We start from the raw sequence: 18,289 nt of genomic DNA, 5'->3' as shown, positions 1-18,289 counted from the left end.
ACCTTTCTATTTTGTCATTCAAATTTAAATTTCATGCTTCATACAAAAAAGGATGTGACTTAACGTCACACCCTTTCTATATTAAACAAAGTTCCTTGCATCATTATTTCTTCCAAACTTATAAATCGCAATTAAGAAGAATGCTACCGCAAAGGCGAATAAGATTAAAATATTTACATACAACTCTGAAAATGGAATTCCTTGTTGGAGTTTTGATACTGTATCTAACAACCATCTCTGCGGAAGAAAATCAGCTACTTTTTGCACCGCTTTTGGCATAATGTCATATGGAAAATAACATCCAGCGAGTAAACATGTTGGTACAATAATCATATTCTGCAGTGCATTTGCTGATGCTGAGTTTTTCGAAAAAGCGACAAGGACTAACGATATTCCAATCGCTATTAAAGCAAATAGCATGAGTACACCAATCATCACTATGAAAGGCATATTGATATTTATATGAAAAACATTCGTTAGGAATAGAATTGTAATCAGAATTTGTACTGTTAATAGCATCATATTTACCCCGACATTAGATAATATAAATTTCTTCCCATCTATTGGCGTTGATAAGAGTCTAAAATACGTTCTATTTTCTTTTTCTTTTAAAATATAACCTGATAAGTTCGCTGCTGAAAATAGCATAAACATAATAAGATAACCCATCGTTTGGTTTGTCATATCTTTATTTTTCGAAGTATCTTCTAGCGTCTCAGTTTTCATTTTAATTGAACCTTTTTGATATCCTGCGTACATACTATCAAATGCACTTTGATCTGTACCTGCTACTTTACTAATAGCTGCTACATTATCAATATAATTGTATAAATATGATTTTATAAACCCTGTTACTTGATCACCTTTAATCGATGAAATTTCAATATGAGCTGGTTTCCCTTCTCGAACACTTTTTGAAAAACCAGAATCTAATGTAATAACTCCATCAAGTTTTTTGGAAGTGAGTTTATCTTCTACTTCAGATTCTTTAATTTTACTTACCTTTACATGATTTAATCCTTCTAAAAATTTCACCGTATCATTTGCTATAGATTGATTTTCTTTATTTATAACCCCGATATTTAACGTCCCTTGCCCCACATTCCCATACATTGAGAAGGAGATTAGTGTTCCGATTATCGGCAAACTAATAATAATGAATAACCCTTTTTTATTTTTCAAAAGTACAGATAACGTTTTTTGTATGAGCCATAAAATATCTTTCATACTATAGCCCCTCCCGTCTACGTAATGCAATAATCGCAATTAATAAAAAGAATGCTGAAATTCCAAGGTTTAAACATATTACTGGCAGTGCTGCTCCTACATCATTTGCATAAATAATTTTCATAACAGCTGTGTTTGCCCATGTTAATGGTGATAAATTCGTAACAAAATTTTCTTCTATTACGAAATATGCACCACCAAAAATAGAAGCTAATTGCACAATAACCATAATAATCGCTCTAGATGATTCCGGTGTTTTTGTAATATATCCAATTCCTAAACCGAAGCTAATTGCTAGAAAGATCTGTGTTAATAAAATAAGAAATATGATTCCAAGATGGTCGCCCCAATTCGCTTGAAAAACATATTTACTAAATAGCATAACGAGTAATATGCACAGGGCATTTGCTACTAGGCTACCAAGTACTTTTCCAATGAATATTTCAGCCTTACTTATAGGTGCAGCAATGAGACGATCTCCTGTTTTACGTATTCGTTCTCCTCGAATTAAAGAACTTGCTCCCATCGCAGCATATAGTGCAATCATCGTTGTCATTACAACCGCATAGTAATCCATAGAACCTGGTTTTTTCGCAGCTTGTAAAGATGTTTCTTTTATATAATCATTATGATTTCCGCTTGAAATAACTGCGCTCACCTTACTAGGATCAACTTTTGCAACTTCGGTCGCTACATTGTACTTATCAACAAATGTTGTAAGCATGCCTTCCACAATACTTCCCTCAACACTACTTTTGTCACTTCCGTAAAATTTCGCACCATTTTTATTTAACTCTACATAAGCAGCATATTTATTTTGCTTCACTTCTTCTTTCCCATCAATATCTTCAGAAGCTTTTTTAAAATGAATACCCGATTTATCAACTTCTTTCGTAAATGCTGCAAACGATTGAGAAAGTGTGCTACTCGCTTCATCTTTATATAGCACTTGTATATCCTTAATCGATTGGCTATCACTATTAAATGCATTCGTTAACGCTGTTCCTAACACAAGCATAAGCACAATAGGAAATGCTAACATAAAAACTAAAGTTCTTACGTCTCTGAAATCTCTTTTAATATGCATAACTGCAATATTGAAGATGTTCAATTGATGAACCTCCCTTTACCTTTTCTTCATTTACCTTTTATTTATCTCGTAAGTTTCTTCCAGTCAACGTAAGGAATACTGTTTCTAAGTTTGGAGCCTGTTCCTCTAACGAACGGATTTCAATGTCATGATTAATAAAGTGCTGAATAATTTTATTTAAATTGTTTACTCCTGCATCCGAGTTTACCTTGATTACGTTCTCTTCAATTTGAACAGCTTTCACACCATTTATCTCTTTTAACTTTTCTACATCTAAATTTTCTATTGACTTCACTTCAATCCAAATGTCTTTCGTATCAGTAATAATCGCTTTTAACTGTTCTTTCGTACCTTCTGCAATCACTTTTCCGTGATCTACAATTGCTATTTTCGTACAAATCTCTTCTACTTCTTCCATGTAGTGGCTCGTGTAAATAATCGTACTTCCCATTTCATTTAATTTCCGAACAGACTGAAGGATATAGTTTCTTGACTGTGGATCAATTCCAACTGTCGGCTCATCCATAATAATTAACTTCGGTCTATGTGCAATTGCACAAGCGATATTCAGTCTTCGTTTCATCCCGCCAGAAAAGTTTTTCGGGTAACTTTTATGTTTATCGCTAAGCCCCACAAATTGAAGTGCTTCCTCTACTCTCGCTTTTAATTCAGTCCCTCTTAGCCCGTACAGTCCAGCAAAAAATTTCACATTTTCATAGGCAGTTAACTCTTCATAGATTGCAATATCTTGCGGAACGATACCGATATTCATCTTCGCAAACCGATTATGTTTCTTTATATTTTTTCCTAATATGCTAATTTCACCTTCATTACTTCTTAACAACCCAGCAATCATATTTATCGTGGTACTTTTACCAGCACCATTTGATCCTAAAAAGCCAAATATTTCTCCTTCTTTAATAGATAAAGACATATTATCTACCGCGATGAAATCACCAAATTTTTTCGTTAAATTTTTAATTTCTAATGTATTCATCATTTCACCCCTATTTCGGTTTCTCTGCTTTTAGTATAAACAAAAAAAATGAACCTGCTCAGTGCAGAAGTTCATTCTTTTCACATGAGATTATTCACTTTTTTCATATGAGATGATTCATCTTCGTCCCATTTTCTTATATCGGCAACAGCATTGTTACTGAAAAACCACTAGTTCCATCTACAATAATTTTTCCGTTTACTGACGCTGCTCGCTCCTCCATCCCCATAATCCCTAGACCTTTCTTAACGAGAGCTGCACCTTTTCCGTTATCCTTCACTTGTACTTTCACCATCTTGTTCAGTACATGAATATCGATTGAAATGACTGTCGCATCAGCATATTTCATCGCGTTCGTTAGTGCCTCCGTAACATTTTCACCGATAATCTTCCACTGAATTGGTGAAATCATATCTAAATTTCCTTTATATACGAAAGGAATATTTAGATCATGCTTACCGGCAAATTCCTCTATGAATAATTTCATACGATGAATACCAATTTGCTCAGTTGGTGGCTTCATATTTTTTAATGTAACCCGAATACTTTCAATTCCATCTTTTGAAATATGTATTGCATTTTGTAATAACTCCGCAGATTTTTCTTTATCTATCCCCATTAACCTCTTTGCTGCTTCCATTTGAATGAGCGCCCCTGTCATCGAGTGGCCAATTTTATCATGAATTTCTTGTGACAACCGATTTCTCTCTTCTAACTTAAATGTGTACTCTGATTGCTTTATGTACTCTTTATTTTCATGTAAGCTTTTCGTCAGCCGCTGCATATCTTTTCGCATCTTATCATTTTGTGATTCAATCTTTAATACACGCGATATATACCGTTCTGCCATAGTTAATACAATGAAAGAAAATGCAACAATTAATCCATATGTCATTCGAATACTTTCATCTGTAAAGATAATAGGAATCATCATAATGATAAAGAGCTGCCATTTCTTCTCTATATAACGAAATATAATTTCATATAAGTTCAATGGTAAAAACAAAATAAAGAACGGATGAATCTTCCATGTGAATAAAATAACTACGCCAATTGACACAAAAGTTAATATGTTTTTGTACGTATCTTTTTTAAATATAGAAATCAGCACGTTTACAGAAAGGTATAAAAGCAAAGTCAGTATAATCCATGGTAAGTTCTCAACATTTAAATAAATGTAACTAAACACAATATATATAAAAACAATTAATTTACTTATAGTTAACCAAAATTCCATAACATTAGTCTACTTTCCCTGTTAAGTAATAAATCGCAATTTGCGTACGATGTTCAAGTCCAGTTTTCCCTAAAACTGATGTAATATAATTTGCGATTGTTCCTTCTGATATAAAAAGTTGCTTCGAAATTTCTTTATTCGAGAAACCTTTCGCAATTAATGCGATAATACTAAGCTCTCTTTCTGTAAAAAGATTTTTATCTATTTTACATTCGTCCTCTTTACTTTCCATTAAATTGCATTTAATTTTATCAAGCACTACATCTTGCATAACAGTTTGACCGTTATATACGCCTTTTATCGCATCACGAATACGCTCTGGATCATTATTTTTTAATAAATAACCTTTCGCCCCATTCTTCACTGCGTCCAAAATATATTCATCATCATCAAACGTCGTTAAAATTAACGGTTTTGTTTTCGTCTCTTCACAAATAAACTTCGTCGCCTCTACCCCATTCATGTTTGGCATACGAACATCTAAAAGAGCGATATCAACGTCGTGTTTTTTACAATATTCCACTGCTTCTTTCCCATCATTTACTGTATCTACCACTTCGAACTCTTCATATGTATTTAAAATAATTTTCATGCCTTCCCTAATAAAAGAATTATCATCTGCTATTAATATTTTAATTTTCATGTTTGTTAGTATGGACCTTCCCCTACTAACATTCACATCCTTTCTTCACGTAACATTTCCTACTTGCTCATTATATACTTCTCTTTACCATTTTTTCACACCTTTTTTCATATAGCCTCCTTCCTAAAAATATATTATTCTTTTTTTACAACATGTGTAGGGTGACCTGTCATTTCTTACGTCTATATAATAGAATGCGTCAAAAAGGAGGGAGAGACCCATTGAGGAAAAACAATTAATTGAAAAAGCACAGCAAGGAAGCGAACATGCTTTTCGTATCCTTGTACAAACATATCGTCATTATATTTTCCAAGTTATCTTTTCTATTGTAAGACATGAAGAAGATGCGAAAGATGTTACACAAGAAGTATTCGTAAAAATTCACGCCTCTCTCCCAAATTATCAATTTCGCGGATTAAAAACATGGATGGCGCGTATTGCCACCAATCACGCTATTGATTATAAGAGAAAGAAAGCTAGAGAAAACGAAGAACTCTCCTTATGTAAAGCAACTGAGGAAAATATAAAATCCTCTCATAATATTGAGGCTTTATTAGTGACGAAAGAGCAAAAATTACTCATTGCTCAAAAGCTGAGAGAACTTCCCGAAAATTACCGTGACGTCGTTCTCTCACATTACTTAGAAGAAAAAAGCTATCAAGAAATTGCTTTACAGGAAAACATTGAAGTGAAAACAGTCGAAATGAAACTGTATCGGGCAAGAAAATGGATTAAAAAACATTGGAAGGAGGAAGAGTTTCTATGATGCATTATTCAAAAGAAGATTGGCGCAATTATACATTAGATTTTATAGAGAGCAATGAACGTGAATCTATGGAAGAACATCTTTATGAATGTGATCATTGTTTAGCGCTTTATATGGAAAGTATTGATGAACAACATGAAAACCTTCCAATGATAAATGATGATTCATTTACAAACGAAGTTATGACTCAAATACATTTTGAAACGCTACAACCTAATGAAAATATAAAAACAAACTCACTAAAGCGCACCATTATTCACTACATAATTGCGACCGCGGCTACAATTATTTTCATGGTAAGTGGTTTATTCCAATATATTTTCACAGCGACATCAAATTTCGAGAAATCTTCAAAACATAACGAGTCTTCTATCTCACAACAAATTGTAAACAAATCGGTAGACTCATCAAAAAAGGACGGAGGTTCAAAGCATGAATAAAAATCCCTTTTTAGCACTTGTATTAGGGCTAATTCCCGGGCTTGGTCATTTATATTTAAAGAAGTTCGGACGGTTTATTTTATATGGCGGAGGGGCTTTATTACTATTTATCTTTGCAGCATTTTGTACAATAGCATTAGGAGCGCGTGATATTGCTTTTCTTTCTCTATTTTTACTAGTTGTGCTATGGGCGATCAATTTATTAGACTTAGTTATCACTATTATTAATCAATCGAAAAAACAAGCAACCGGAGAATTTACAGAGTCCTCTAAAGAAAGCGAACGATTTTATATCATTCTTCTATCAATTATTCCTGGGCTTGGCCATTTTCAATTAGGACTTATGCAACGTGGACTTACATTTTTAGTAGCTTGTACAGGAATCGGGAGTATGATCATTTTCGTCGCACTCTTAACATCTCAAGGAAGTTTCCTTATCTTCCTTATTACATTACCTGTTCTATGGATTTATAATTTCTTCGATGCTGTTCAGCAACTACAGAAAAAAGAACGCGGCGAACAATTAGTTGACCGTACTATTTTCGAAGATTTTGAAGAGCACCGTGAACAAGGAAAGAAAAGTAAAACATTCGCTTCTATTTTAGCGATGTTCCCCGGAGCTGGGCATATGTATTTAGGCTTACAACGCCGCGGCCTTCAGCTTATGGTAGCCTTTTTACTTTCAATCTATTTACTCGACTTATTAAGGCTTTCTGCATTTTTATTTTTAGTACCAATCATTTGGTTCTATAGCTTTTTTGACGCTTTACAACAAACTGCAAAGTATGGAAAAGAACGTGTACATGACGAACCGATTATCGATTATTTTATCAATCATCAAAGATGGATTGGTATTGGGTTAATTACACTCGGTGGTTATTATTTATTAGATCAAACAGTCCTTCCTATTTTGAATGATTACTTTGCAACTATATTTAACATTCATCTTAGCGAGCTGTATTATCGCTATTTCCAAACATCTATCGTTGCACTCCTCTTAATTGGTGGCGGCTTTAAATTGTTACTTGGAAATAAAGAAAACAAAGGTGGTACAAACGAATGAGAACATGGCGCGTTGGAACATTTTCAATGGGGCTTTCTATTATTTCATTAGGTTGCTTCTTACTATTTTCAGTTATCAAAGGTACGCAAGTATTAGATTCCTTAACAGCTTGGTGGCCTGTTTTACTTATTATACTCGGCGTGGAAATTTTACTATACCTTCTATTTTCTAAGAAGGGACAATCCTTTATTAAATATGATATTTTTAGTATTTTCTTTATCGGCGTTTTAGGAAGCGCTGGAATTGCTTTTTACTGTTTATTATCAACTGGATTACTCGATGAAGTTCGCTACGCCATTAATACAACTAGACAAACGAACACGATTCCAGAAAGTAAACTTAGCATTCCTGAATCTATCAATAAAATTGTAGTAGATGCAGGTACAGACAACCCTCCTCTAACGATAGACGGAAGGAACTCAAATGAGGTTAGCCTTCTTGGAACATACGAAATGACGACAAAAGGAAATGAAAAACCCAATTTAAAACAAGAAGATTTTCTTTCAGTGCAAACGACTGGAGAAACAATGTATATAACATTAAAGTCGTTACCGTTTCATCAAAGAATGTTCGGTCATGAACCACGCGTAAAGCCGACGCTTGTACTACCACAAACGAAACATGTAGAAATTCGTGCTTCTAATCGCGATCTTTCTCTTTATCCAGGTCAATTACAAAACAATTGGTTTGTACAAGAAAGCTCAGGTGTATCTGTTCATTTAATAAAAGAAAGTGACATCTCTCTAACAGCAGTAACAAACCAAAAAGAAGCTATCGGAAATACCCCTTGGGAACAAGTAGAAGATTTAACGAAAAAAGAAGATAATACTTCAGAAGAAAATCCAGAATTAAACAACCAAGAACATTGGTATAAAAATTCGATTAAAACAGGCAACGGAACGTACAAGCTAAACATTGAGAAAGCTTACAATTTAAATATGAGTGTTATCGAAAAATAAAAAACCTTCCACAATTGTGGAAGGTTTTTTTCATATAATCGCTTTAATTCCTTCTAACACTAATCCAATCATAAATCCGCAAACAGCTCCGTTAACTCGGATCCACTGCAAATCTTTACCGACATTATTTTCAATCATTTCAATTAACGTTTTATCATCTAACTTATCAAGGTTTTCTTGCACAAGTTTTCCAATTTTCGAATGATTCTTTTCCACAAGTGTGACAACTTGTTTTTGTAACCACTCTTCTATTTTTTGAACAGTTTGTTCGTCTTCTTTTATTTTATTCATTTGTGTTTGTAAAAATGGAATAACATACTTATCCGTAAATTCTTCATTTTTCACAAAAGTAATTGCTCTTTGTTGTACTTGCTCCAGCATCTCTTTAATTTTGTCAGTAGCATTCCAATTCGTGATCCATTTTTCTTTCCAATTTTCTAATTCTTGTAGTAACGCTTCATTTTCTTTTACATTAATAATTTCCTGGCGAATTTTAGCTAATATAAGTTGTCTTGTGCTATTATCGGCATCTTGTAAGCTGTTAATATTGCTAATAATAAACTTCTGCAAAATGCCGCCAATTTTATCTTCATCTACAATATTCATAAATGATTTCAAAGTAAACTGCAAGAATCCATCTACTTTTATATTTTCCATCGCCTTCATACCTAAACTTCCGAGCTGATAACGCGCTTCATCTTGCGCTGTCCAATCTTTCACTTTTACTAATAGGTAATCAAGTGTCTTTTCATCATATTCTTGCACAACTAATTGATCAACAAGCACTTGTAATATGTTACTTGTATTAATTGTATGCAAATACGTTTTTAATTCTTTTTCAATAATAACAGCTAACTTTTCTGTATCTATTGAAACAATCGCTTTCTCCGCAATCGTTACAATTCCTTTTTTCACAGCGTCAGACTGCATTTCTCTCTCAGCAATTTGCAACACCATTTGTGCTAGCTGCATTTCTTTTACTTTATTCGTAATACTTTCTTTCGTTAGCCACTCATTTTCTAACGTATGAATGAGCCCTTTTGTTACTCTTTTACGATTTTTAGGTAATAACGCTGTATGCGGAATTGGAATTCCCATCGGGTGACGGAATAATGCTGTAACCGCGAACCAATCCGCAAGTCCACCAACTAATCCAGCTTCAAATCCCCCTTGAATAATCTCCCCTGCTACCGTTCCTTGAAAAGGGATAGAAGCCGCAAAACCTACTCCCATAACCCCAAGCGAAATACCCGCTATATATTTAGTCTGTAATGACATCGTATACACATCCTCTTATTATGTAAAATAAAGCTTTTTTGTTATGTTTATTTGATATAAGTTCTTTATATCTATACTATAATGAACTAATGCGAAAATAACAAAGAATTTATAATAATACATATGTCATATAAATAAAAAATGAGGCCACAATTAGCCTCATTTTTCTAATATTGTTAATGACTCACCTGTTTTATAATACCCATTCATGACAGCTTCTGGAACCATACTACCTCCAGTTCCCCACACAATATGAGTACCTTTCTTCAGCTTCTCTGTTAACTGTTGTTTTTGTAAATACGCATCTTCTTTACATACTTTCACTGGCCCTATCATACCCGCTAATGCAGAAGGCTCTAAATAAATATTTTCCGTATCAGCTAGTTCTTTTAACAATCTATATAATTCTTCATCACTTACTGTGTAATTACCACTCAAAAATGGTTCCATCGTTTCCCCGACAAACCCAGACGGTCTTCCTACCGCTAGTCCGTCCGCGTCTGTTACATTATCAATCCCGATATCTTGAACGGCAATTTTATCATGAAGTCCTGTCATTAAACCGAGTAACATACATGGTGAATGTGTTGGCTCTGCAAAGAAACAATGGACATTGTCTTTATACAATAACTTTAAACCAAATGCTACTCCGCCAGGTCCGCCCCCTACTCCACACGGAAGGTAAACGAATAAAGGGTGTTCTTCATCCACTACAATCTCTAACTCTTCTAATTGTTTTTGTAAACGCGATGCTGCTACTGCGTATCCTAAAAATAAATCATGTGAGTTTTCATCATCTACAAAATAACAACTAGGATCTGCATCTGCTTGCTGACGCCCCTCTTCTACTGCTTTACTATAATCAGCTTCATATTCAATAACGTTTACACCTTTACTTCTTAATAAATCTTTTTTCCATTGTTTCGCGTCTGCTGACATATGAACAGTTACGTTAAAACCTAGTTTCGCACTCATAATTCCAATGCTTAATCCTAAGTTTCCTGTTGAACCTACCGCAATTGAATATTTTGCAAAAAACTCTCTACATGGCTCACTATCTAAAATGGAATAATCATCTTCTTCTGTTAACATTCCATGCTGCAACGCTAATTGTTCAGCATGTTTCAACACTTCATAAATCCCGCCCCTCGCTTTAATTGAGCCTGATATCGGAAGTTGGCTATCACATTTTAATAATAATTCTCCTAGAATAGGTTGCTCGTAATTTTTCTCTAAAGCTTGTTTCATAGAAGGGATTTTCACTAAAGGTGATTCAATTATACCTTTCGTCTCTTTCGTTTCAGGAAAAACTCTCACAATGTATGATGCAAAACGCTTTAACCTCTCCTCCGCATCTTCTACATTTTCTTCATTCAGTGGCGAATCTATTATTGCCGTTTCATACTTTTCCATATTCGGATTCACCCAAAACACTTCTTCTGTTGCGATTAATTTATTTAATAGTGGATATTGTTCTTTTAATTTCTCTATCTCCTTCATTTCTCTTCCTCCTCATCACCTTGTAGCTTACGATTTAATAAATTATAATTAAATTAATTTTAATATAGTTTAACACAAAAAATAATTTAAGTTAATTTTAATTTAATTTATTTAAATATAATTTAATAATCATTAAGGAGCTTTTCATTATGGAAAATATAGATATTGGTAAAAAGATTGAAAAACAAAGAAAAGAAAAGGGGTTAACAAGTAAAGAACTAGCAACGATGGCAGGTATTACACCATCCATGTTAAGTCAAATTGAGCGTGGGTCTGCTAACCCTTCTATCCAAACATTAAAAGTACTCGCTAAAGCTCTTGATGTTCCAACATTTAGCTTTTTACTTGAAGATACAAATACAGACGATTTAATTGTACGTTCTCATAAACGCAAAAAAATGATTATCGATAATTTATCATATGAAATGCTATCACCTGATTTCACAGGAAATTTAGCAACAGCGATTATGACCGTTCCTCCAAATACAGCTTCATCAGAAAATGTACTAGAACATAAAGGTGAAGAATTAGCATTTGTATTAGAAGGGCAAATCACATTACATTTAAATGAAGAAGAATACATATTAGAAACGGGTGATAGCGTAAAAATACCCGCTTATTTAAAACATAAATGGGTAAATCAATTCGAGAAAAATGCGATTGTTTTATTTTCTGTTACTCCGCCGATTTTTTAATAGATGTAATAAAAATAGCCACATACGGATGCATTCCGTACATGGCTATTTTTATTTTTTCGGCACGAACAAAATCCCTAAACTCATAACACAAAAACTGAGTATTTGCTGTACTGATAAACCAAATAGAACCGAATTCTGTTCACTAACAAGTGAAATAATGATATGAGCAAACCCCTCAATAATTAGAAAAACGCTTATATTCTTTCCATTTCCTAACCTTTCATTTTTCATCCATAACAAGCCCATTATACAAAGGGCAAGGATGATCTCGTATACGAATATAGGATGATATAAAAATTTAGATTCATATATTTTCATTCCCCAAGGCAATGTCGTTTGTACACCTATTTTTTGGTGAAACAAAAAATAAAAAATAATACTCATACATAGTCCAATAGGTAATGTATCAAGTAAAATACGAAGCGCAAATTGCTCCTTTTTACTTTTCCAAACAATATAGGCACTCGCAATTATACATCCTGCTATAATATGCTTCATGCTTCCTATAGCTAATAATGCTTGCAATGGTGACCTAATAGTCCATACTGGATTTAAAATTGCCGGTGCAAATTTCCATACAAATACGATGATAAGAAAAGCATTTGTTACTGCATCCATCATTTTTTCATATGGTACACTTTGATTCTTCATCTTGCGTTTCATCAACATAAATCCAAATAGACTTCCAATTATAAGAGATACGGGTTGTAACCTCACGATCCACTCCATCACTATGAAATCCCCTCTTAACTCTCAATTAATTTCTTAAATTTCTCTTCTAATTGATCTGGAGGTAATACGCCTCGTACTTGCTCTACGATAATTCCATCTTTATTAACAAAAAATGTCGTTGGTAAAGAAAATACTTTATAATCCAATCCAGCTACTCCGTCCATATCTAGTAAAACAGGAAACTTAAATCCGTGACGATCTGCAAATGCGCTCGCTTCTTGTACTGGATCTCCGATAGTTGCATTTACCGCAAAAATTTCAACATCCTTTTTATATTTGTCATACATATGAACTAAGTCAGGTGCCTCCATTTCACATGGTCCACACCACGATGCCCAAAAATTAATAAGATACGGTTTTCCTTTTGCATCATTTAACGAATGCAGCTTCCCTTCTAATCCTTTTAACGTTATGTTTGGTGCTTTAAACCCTGCTTGTGGTAATACTTCTGTTTCTTGTAACTCCGCTTGTTTTGCTTTTCTTTCTTTTTCTTCTTTTTTTGTATTATAAAAGTTAACTCCGGCCCAAATTAGTGCCCCAGCCAGTATAATCGCAATTAGTTTCTTCACCTTTTTTCCTCCTCATTATTAAAAACCTGTAAATCCACCAAACAGACGAATAAAGAATGCTGTAATTTTCGTCATTTGATTTGTATACAATAAAATACCTGTTACAATCATCATTCCACCGCCAATTTTCATCATGACATTGGCATATGTAACAATCCATTTTACCTTCCCAATAAAGAATGCCATCACGAAAAATGGAACCGCAAACCCAAGCGTATACGCGGTAATATAAAGAAATGCCCCTTCAGGATTCGTTGCGCCAAGCATGAGTACAGCGGAAAATATCGGTCCAACACATGGTGTCCAACCCGCTGCATATGTCATACCGACTAAAATCGAGCGAATATATCCAGTCGATTTACTTCTATACTGCACCTTTTTCTCTGCCATAAGCCACTTAGGCTGAAACAAGCCCGTCATAAATAGCCCCATTAAAACAATAAAAATCCCACCAATTTGTTGAATCAATTTTTGGTTAGATGAAAATGTTATTCCAATCCAACTTACCGATAAACCTAACGCGTAAAATATAACCGAAAATCCGATTATAAAAAATATGGTATGTATAATCGCTGATTTTTGCATAATCCCACGATTTTCTTTTAAATCTTGAATAGACACACCTGTAATATAAGATAAATAAGATGGATATAGCGGTAAAGAGCACGGAGATATAAATGACAATACTCCCGCCCCAGCCACAAGCCAAATTGTTAAATCTGCTGCATTCATTTTATTCCTCCTAAAACACTACAATAAGTAGTGTTGATTCTTAAAAAAAAGAGGCTATATGCACTCTCCGACAATAAGTACAACCGACATACAGAATAAACCTAATGTTACATATACCGAATTCGTATGTAACGGAATAGTAAGCTTAACAACCTTTTCATTTAACACTTGCTCGATTCGTAAATTTATTGCTGTTTTTGCAAATGAAGCTGTAACACACCGATTTTCCATTGTCTTTATTTTAATTAATTTTAATAACGCGCTACCTAACTCAAATGAAGATTCCATTTTGTTCATCGCATATTTATCAGCAGCTAGCTCTTGATACGTATGATACCGCTGTAACAACCCTTTTAATATCGGTATGTACATCATTCCTTCTGCTAATAACGTAAAACAAAATAATTTTAACGGATCACGATTATTTTGATGATATTCTTCATGGAAAATAATTGCATCCATTTCTTCATCTGAAAATGTTTGAAGCATCCCTTCTGACATGACAACTTTCGGACGAAATAGCCCAATTGTAAATGCCGCAACTTCCGTAGTCGGCAATATATATATTTGTTTTCCTTTTCGGATGAAAGGGATAAGTATTTCTTGTAATTTTTTACCATATAAAAATTGTCGCCAAATTCTTTTGCACACGATTAATATGGTAAGTAATAATAATCCAGCGATTATAATACGAATGAGCGATAATTCTTTCATATGTTTTTCTAACTGGAACAAGCAAAAATTTGAAAGAAAGAGCATCTTATTTTGAAACAGAAATGGATATGTAACGTAATACATTAACATACTGAAAAAGAGGGTACTAACAATTACTGCTAACAATACGATTTTACGCATTTGCCATTTCATTTCATTACTCCTCTTTTTTTAACTGACTCAATTTGTCTTCTAACTTTTTTATTAAAGTCGGATCAGCCTGCTCTAACTCATCTAGCATATGATTTACAACTAAATCTCCAAATTCCCCCATCAATTCCTGTGTCATTTTCTTCGTTTGATTGGATAAGAATTCTTCTTTTGTTTGTATAGCACGATATATGCCACTTCTTTTTACAGTCTGTTTTTCTAAGTGTAATTTCTCTACTAGCCTGTTCATAACTGTCATTACAGTATTAAAATTTACAGGTGATTCTTCACTTAATCTCTGCTGCACTTCTTTAATCGTAATACCCTCGCTAGACCAAACAATCTCCATAATCTTCGCTTCAAGCGGTCCAAAGAAATGATTTAACCCTTGCTCATTTAACTTATAGTTTTGAGTAAACATAGTATGGCTCCTTTCACACTACGAATTGTAGTATAAATTAAATGAAAGGTCAAGCACGAATGATATACACGAAAATTCACTACCCATAAATACGTACGCCATTCTATTTCTTATAATCCTAGCTTCTCTCCAAATGTTTCAAACAGATACTGCTCTAATATTTGTACACTAAACTTCTCATTACGCCCAAGCGCAAATAATTCCCGATCTTTCGCCACGATAGTATCTAACGGAATAACGACATTATCCACTACTTTTGTAATTTCTATGATGTTACTTTTTACATTGACTTCTGTTTTAAATTCAACATTTTCTAATACGATATGCGAGCGTCTTCCTGATGCCAAAAAAGTAAAGTTAGGATTTTTATAAATGCCAATTTCACTCTCTAATGGGTATAAATACTGAAAAATGATATCTCTATGTCCATCTTTTATTATTTTTTCATCCTTCTCATCATCTAAGTATTCTTTCACCTTCGTTGTAAATTCAAATCGAAAATCCACTTTTTTCACGCTCCCTCTTTGTATTTTTATATTAAATAAATATATTGAAATAATTTTACCATATTGTAATACAAGTTCCTATAAAAAGTAAAAACTCATTTGTAAAATCTCTATTATTTCCGATTCTTTTTTTAAGTATAAGCACTCATTCAATATGAATTCATGCTTCGTTATATCCATTTAAACATATTGTTTCCATATTTTGAAACAATAGTATGAAGTATTATATATCAATAAATTGTTTCTAGTTCATTTCTCTATGTAACCAGCCTCTGCTTTACTATTCCGATATATTTAAACTATATTTTCTGCTTATTCATTACATTACAGAAGGAATGTAACTCTCTTCTATCGAATTTTTATATAACAAAAATGATTAGGTGGTGCTTTACTATGAAATTAGCTGTCATTGGTGGCGGTGATTTACAAGATTCAAATCACTCGCCTATTAATGAGCGACTTATAGCATTAACAAATAAACAGTATCCAAAAGTATTATTCATTCCTACAGCAAGTCATGATGATGAAAGCTATATAAAACTATTTTTAGACACGTTCGAAAAACAATTACACTGTGAAGTACAAATTTTACGTAATATAGCTGATACACCTTCTAAATATGAAATAGACGAAATGATTCAATCAGCTGATTTAATTTATCTCGGTGGCGGGAACTATATTCACATGCTTACACAATGGAAAGAACATAAACTAGACGAAAAATTATTATTTGCTTTGCAACAAGGAACTCTCATCGCAGGATGTAGTGCTGGTGCTATGTGTTGGTTCACATCTAGTATCCGCTCAGATTATGAAGATTCTGGTTATATAGAAAGCAACGGCTGGGGGATTGTGAACAAAAGATTTTGTCCACATTATAATCAATTAAATAGAATGAACGCCTTCCATTCCTTTTTACAAAATCATCAAGGTAATATAGAAGGAATTGCACTAGAGGATAATTGTGCTTTATATATTACAGAAGAATCTTTTGAAATTATCGGTGAACCTGAAAAAGCATGGGAGTTTTATATGAGTGATAACAAACTCATTAGACAACATTTTGATATCACTTTAAAAAGCTATTTATAAACATACACTTACAAAAAATGTCCCTAAGTATAATAACTTAGGGACATTTGCATGATTTAGCTCACTAATCGTGTAATTCGTTTCTTCTGCCATGAAAACTTATAATATGCATACTGTAATACCAAGCTGACAATAAATGCTGCTGGGTACCCAATCCATATCCCTTCTATACCAAGACTTGTATGATAAGAAAGGTAATACGCTACAGGTACTTCAACAAGCCAAATTGATACAACGCCGATAACAGTTGGCCATAATACTGTACCACTTGCTCGCATTGTCGCACTAATAATTTGCGCATGCCCGAAAATTAAATAGCTCCATAATGTAATCATAACAAGGCTGTGAGCAATATCAATTGTAGTTTGACTCGTTAAAAATAGTGATAGTATGTCTCTTGAGAACAAGTAAATAAGAGATATTAACACACCACCGATGACATAGTTCATGATAATTCCGGCTTTCACGACTTTCTGTAATCGATCAAATTGATTTGCCCCAATTGATTGTGCTGCAAAAATGGAAACTGTAATACCAAGGCTAACTGCTGGCATTTGTACATAACTTGCAACCTGGTTCACGACGCCATAAGCTGCTGTTGCATCCGAACCGTAACGATTTACAAACGCGATGACCGCAATTTCAGATAATGAAACTAATATCATATTAATACTCGCCGGAATACCGAGTCGTAGCAATAGCTTCAATAACTCCCCATCCATGCGAAGATATTTCCTTACCGTACTATCTAATTGTAGTGGGTGATTTTTCTTCTTTAAATATACCAACATGACAATAAACGTAATAACTGTAGATATAACAGAAGCATACGCTGCTCCATACACATCTAATTTCGGAGCTCCTAACCATCCAAAAATAAGAATTGGTAATAAGATCATATTTAGTGCTGTACTTACAATTAAAAAGTAAAATGGCGTTTTAGAATCTCCTGTACCTCTCATAAATGTTGTATATGCGAAATATAAAAATAATACTGGCATCGATATAAATAATATCCGTGCGTAATGTACACTTATTTCAATAATATTTTCTGGCGTTCCCATAAGGCGCATAATATCCATTGCAAAAATACTGCCTACTATCGCCAACACAACTCCAATAATAAAGGTAAATGTCAGCGTCGTACCAACGATAGCTTTTAAACGATCTTCGTTTTTAGCGCCAAACGCCTGACCAATTAAAATAGAACTACCTGAACCAATACCAATTACAAATGAAACGAGTAAGAAAAATAGAGGAAAGAATGCTGATATGGCTGCTAAATCATTAACTCCAAGCCATCTTCCTACTACTACCATACCGAATAATTGTCCAATCGATTGTAATACATTACTTAATAGTAACGGTACTAAAAACATGGACATCGACTTCCAAATCGGTTTACTCTCACTTTCTAACTTATGTGACTCCGCACCTTCTTTATTGTTATCTGTAGGTGGTTTCAAATTTCATTT

The 18,289-nt window shown here is 33.7% G+C and carries 20 protein-coding genes; 6 read left to right on the top strand and 14 right to left on the bottom strand.

The window, feature by feature from the left end; genetic code table 11:
* Positions 1-81 precede the first annotated feature (81 nt).
* From KZZ19_RS08710 to KZZ19_RS08690, 5 genes are all read right to left on the bottom strand, one after another.
* Positions 82-1,227: an ABC transporter permease gene (locus tag KZZ19_RS08710; protein ID WP_088095938.1), complete on the bottom strand. Its 1,146-nt coding sequence runs from the start codon at positions 1,225-1,227 to the stop codon at positions 82-84.
* A 1-nt stretch (position 1,228) separates the two neighbouring features.
* On the bottom strand, positions 1,229-2,338 hold the full coding sequence (locus KZZ19_RS08705; protein WP_237981453.1) for an ABC transporter permease: 1,110 nt from the start codon (positions 2,336-2,338) through the stop codon (positions 1,229-1,231).
* Between the two features lie 37 nt (positions 2,339-2,375).
* Entirely contained in the window at positions 2,376-3,314 is a 939-nt protein-coding gene (locus tag KZZ19_RS08700) for an ABC transporter ATP-binding protein (RefSeq protein WP_237981454.1), read from the bottom strand.
* 136 nt (positions 3,315-3,450) lie between these two features.
* Positions 3,451-4,551 carry a sensor histidine kinase gene (locus KZZ19_RS08695; RefSeq protein WP_088095935.1) on the bottom strand — a complete coding sequence of 367 codons (1,101 nt, stop codon included), beginning with the start codon at positions 4,549-4,551 and terminating at the stop codon, positions 3,451-3,453.
* 4 nt (positions 4,552-4,555) lie between these two features.
* Positions 4,556-5,194 (bottom strand): response regulator transcription factor, encoded by a 639-nt coding sequence (locus tag KZZ19_RS08690; protein WP_237981455.1) that lies wholly within the window; start codon positions 5,192-5,194, stop codon positions 4,556-4,558.
* A gap of 220 nt (positions 5,195-5,414) precedes the next feature.
* Here KZZ19_RS08690 and KZZ19_RS08685 point away from each other — a divergent pair, with 220 nt between their 5' ends.
* From KZZ19_RS08685 to exsE, 4 genes are read left to right on the top strand one after another with little or no spacing between them, the layout of a single operon-like run.
* Complete coding sequence (locus KZZ19_RS08685) at positions 5,415-5,960, top strand: RNA polymerase sigma factor (RefSeq protein ID WP_348638041.1); 546 nt, start codon at positions 5,415-5,417, stop codon at positions 5,958-5,960.
* On the top strand, positions 5,957-6,400 hold the full coding sequence (locus tag KZZ19_RS08680) for a hypothetical protein (protein WP_237981456.1): 444 nt from the start codon (positions 5,957-5,959) through the stop codon (positions 6,398-6,400). Before KZZ19_RS08685 ends, KZZ19_RS08680 begins: the two co-directional genes overlap by 4 nt.
* Positions 6,393-7,463 carry a hypothetical protein gene (locus KZZ19_RS08675; protein WP_237981457.1) on the top strand — a complete coding sequence of 357 codons (1,071 nt, stop codon included), beginning with the start codon at positions 6,393-6,395 and terminating at the stop codon, positions 7,461-7,463. Before KZZ19_RS08680 ends, KZZ19_RS08675 begins: the two co-directional genes overlap by 8 nt.
* Positions 7,460-8,422, top strand: a complete 963-nt coding sequence (gene exsE / locus KZZ19_RS08670) for an exosporium protein ExsE (RefSeq protein WP_237981458.1) — start codon at positions 7,460-7,462, stop codon at positions 8,420-8,422. The genes KZZ19_RS08675 and exsE overlap by 4 nt, the downstream gene beginning before the upstream one ends.
* Positions 8,423-8,452: 30 nt before the next feature.
* Here exsE and KZZ19_RS08665 read toward each other — a convergent pair whose 3' ends face one another.
* Both KZZ19_RS08665 and dsdA read right to left on the bottom strand, forming a co-directional pair.
* Entirely contained in the window at positions 8,453-9,700 is a 1,248-nt protein-coding gene (locus KZZ19_RS08665) for a DUF445 domain-containing protein (RefSeq protein WP_088095929.1), read from the bottom strand.
* 159 nt (positions 9,701-9,859) lie between these two features.
* Positions 9,860-11,200: a D-serine ammonia-lyase gene (dsdA, locus tag KZZ19_RS08660; protein ID WP_237981459.1), complete on the bottom strand. Its 1,341-nt coding sequence runs from the start codon at positions 11,198-11,200 to the stop codon at positions 9,860-9,862.
* A gap of 149 nt (positions 11,201-11,349) precedes the next feature.
* Here dsdA and KZZ19_RS08655 point away from each other — a divergent pair, with 149 nt between their 5' ends.
* Positions 11,350-11,895 carry a helix-turn-helix domain-containing protein gene (locus tag KZZ19_RS08655; RefSeq protein WP_088095927.1) on the top strand — a complete coding sequence of 182 codons (546 nt, stop codon included), beginning with the start codon at positions 11,350-11,352 and terminating at the stop codon, positions 11,893-11,895.
* A gap of 51 nt (positions 11,896-11,946) precedes the next feature.
* On the opposite strand, the gene KZZ19_RS08650 is transcribed toward KZZ19_RS08655, so the two are convergent.
* From KZZ19_RS08650 to KZZ19_RS08625, 6 genes are all read right to left on the bottom strand, one after another.
* A complete protein-coding gene (locus tag KZZ19_RS08650; RefSeq protein ID WP_237981460.1) occupies positions 11,947-12,627 on the bottom strand; it encodes a prolipoprotein diacylglyceryl transferase family protein in 681 nt (226 codons plus the stop codon).
* Positions 12,628-12,644: 17 nt separating this feature from the next.
* Positions 12,645-13,199 carry a TlpA family protein disulfide reductase gene (locus tag KZZ19_RS08645; protein ID WP_237981461.1) on the bottom strand — a complete coding sequence of 185 codons (555 nt, stop codon included), beginning with the start codon at positions 13,197-13,199 and terminating at the stop codon, positions 12,645-12,647.
* 18 nt (positions 13,200-13,217) lie between these two features.
* Complete coding sequence (ccdA, locus tag KZZ19_RS08640) at positions 13,218-13,931, bottom strand: cytochrome c biogenesis CcdA family protein (protein ID WP_237981462.1); 714 nt, start codon at positions 13,929-13,931, stop codon at positions 13,218-13,220.
* A gap of 54 nt (positions 13,932-13,985) precedes the next feature.
* The gene (locus tag KZZ19_RS08635) at positions 13,986-14,798 is read right to left on the bottom strand and encodes a M56 family metallopeptidase (protein ID WP_237981463.1); all 813 of its coding nucleotides are present in this window, start codon (positions 14,796-14,798) and stop codon (positions 13,986-13,988) included.
* Positions 14,799-14,802: 4 nt separating this feature from the next.
* On the bottom strand, positions 14,803-15,216 hold the full coding sequence (locus KZZ19_RS08630) for a BlaI/MecI/CopY family transcriptional regulator (protein ID WP_237981464.1): 414 nt from the start codon (positions 15,214-15,216) through the stop codon (positions 14,803-14,805).
* Positions 15,217-15,326: 110 nt separating this feature from the next.
* Complete coding sequence (locus KZZ19_RS08625; protein WP_237981465.1) at positions 15,327-15,722, bottom strand: DUF3942 family protein; 396 nt, start codon at positions 15,720-15,722, stop codon at positions 15,327-15,329.
* Between the two features lie 393 nt (positions 15,723-16,115).
* Between KZZ19_RS08625 and KZZ19_RS08620 the strand changes: the two genes are divergently transcribed.
* Positions 16,116-16,814, top strand: a complete 699-nt coding sequence (locus tag KZZ19_RS08620) for a peptidase E (RefSeq protein WP_237981466.1) — start codon at positions 16,116-16,118, stop codon at positions 16,812-16,814.
* 56 nt (positions 16,815-16,870) lie between these two features.
* Here KZZ19_RS08620 and KZZ19_RS08615 read toward each other — a convergent pair whose 3' ends face one another.
* Complete coding sequence (locus tag KZZ19_RS08615) at positions 16,871-18,280, bottom strand: MATE family efflux transporter (protein ID WP_088095920.1); 1,410 nt, start codon at positions 18,278-18,280, stop codon at positions 16,871-16,873.
* Positions 18,281-18,289 lie beyond the last annotated feature (9 nt).

This window comes from Bacillus thuringiensis (assembly GCF_022095615.2).
Taxonomy (GTDB): domain Bacteria; phylum Bacillota; class Bacilli; order Bacillales; family Bacillaceae_G; genus Bacillus_A; species Bacillus_A cereus_AG.
The sequence above is the reverse complement of the archived record's forward strand: the minus strand, read 5'-3'. Positions and strand labels throughout refer to the sequence as shown.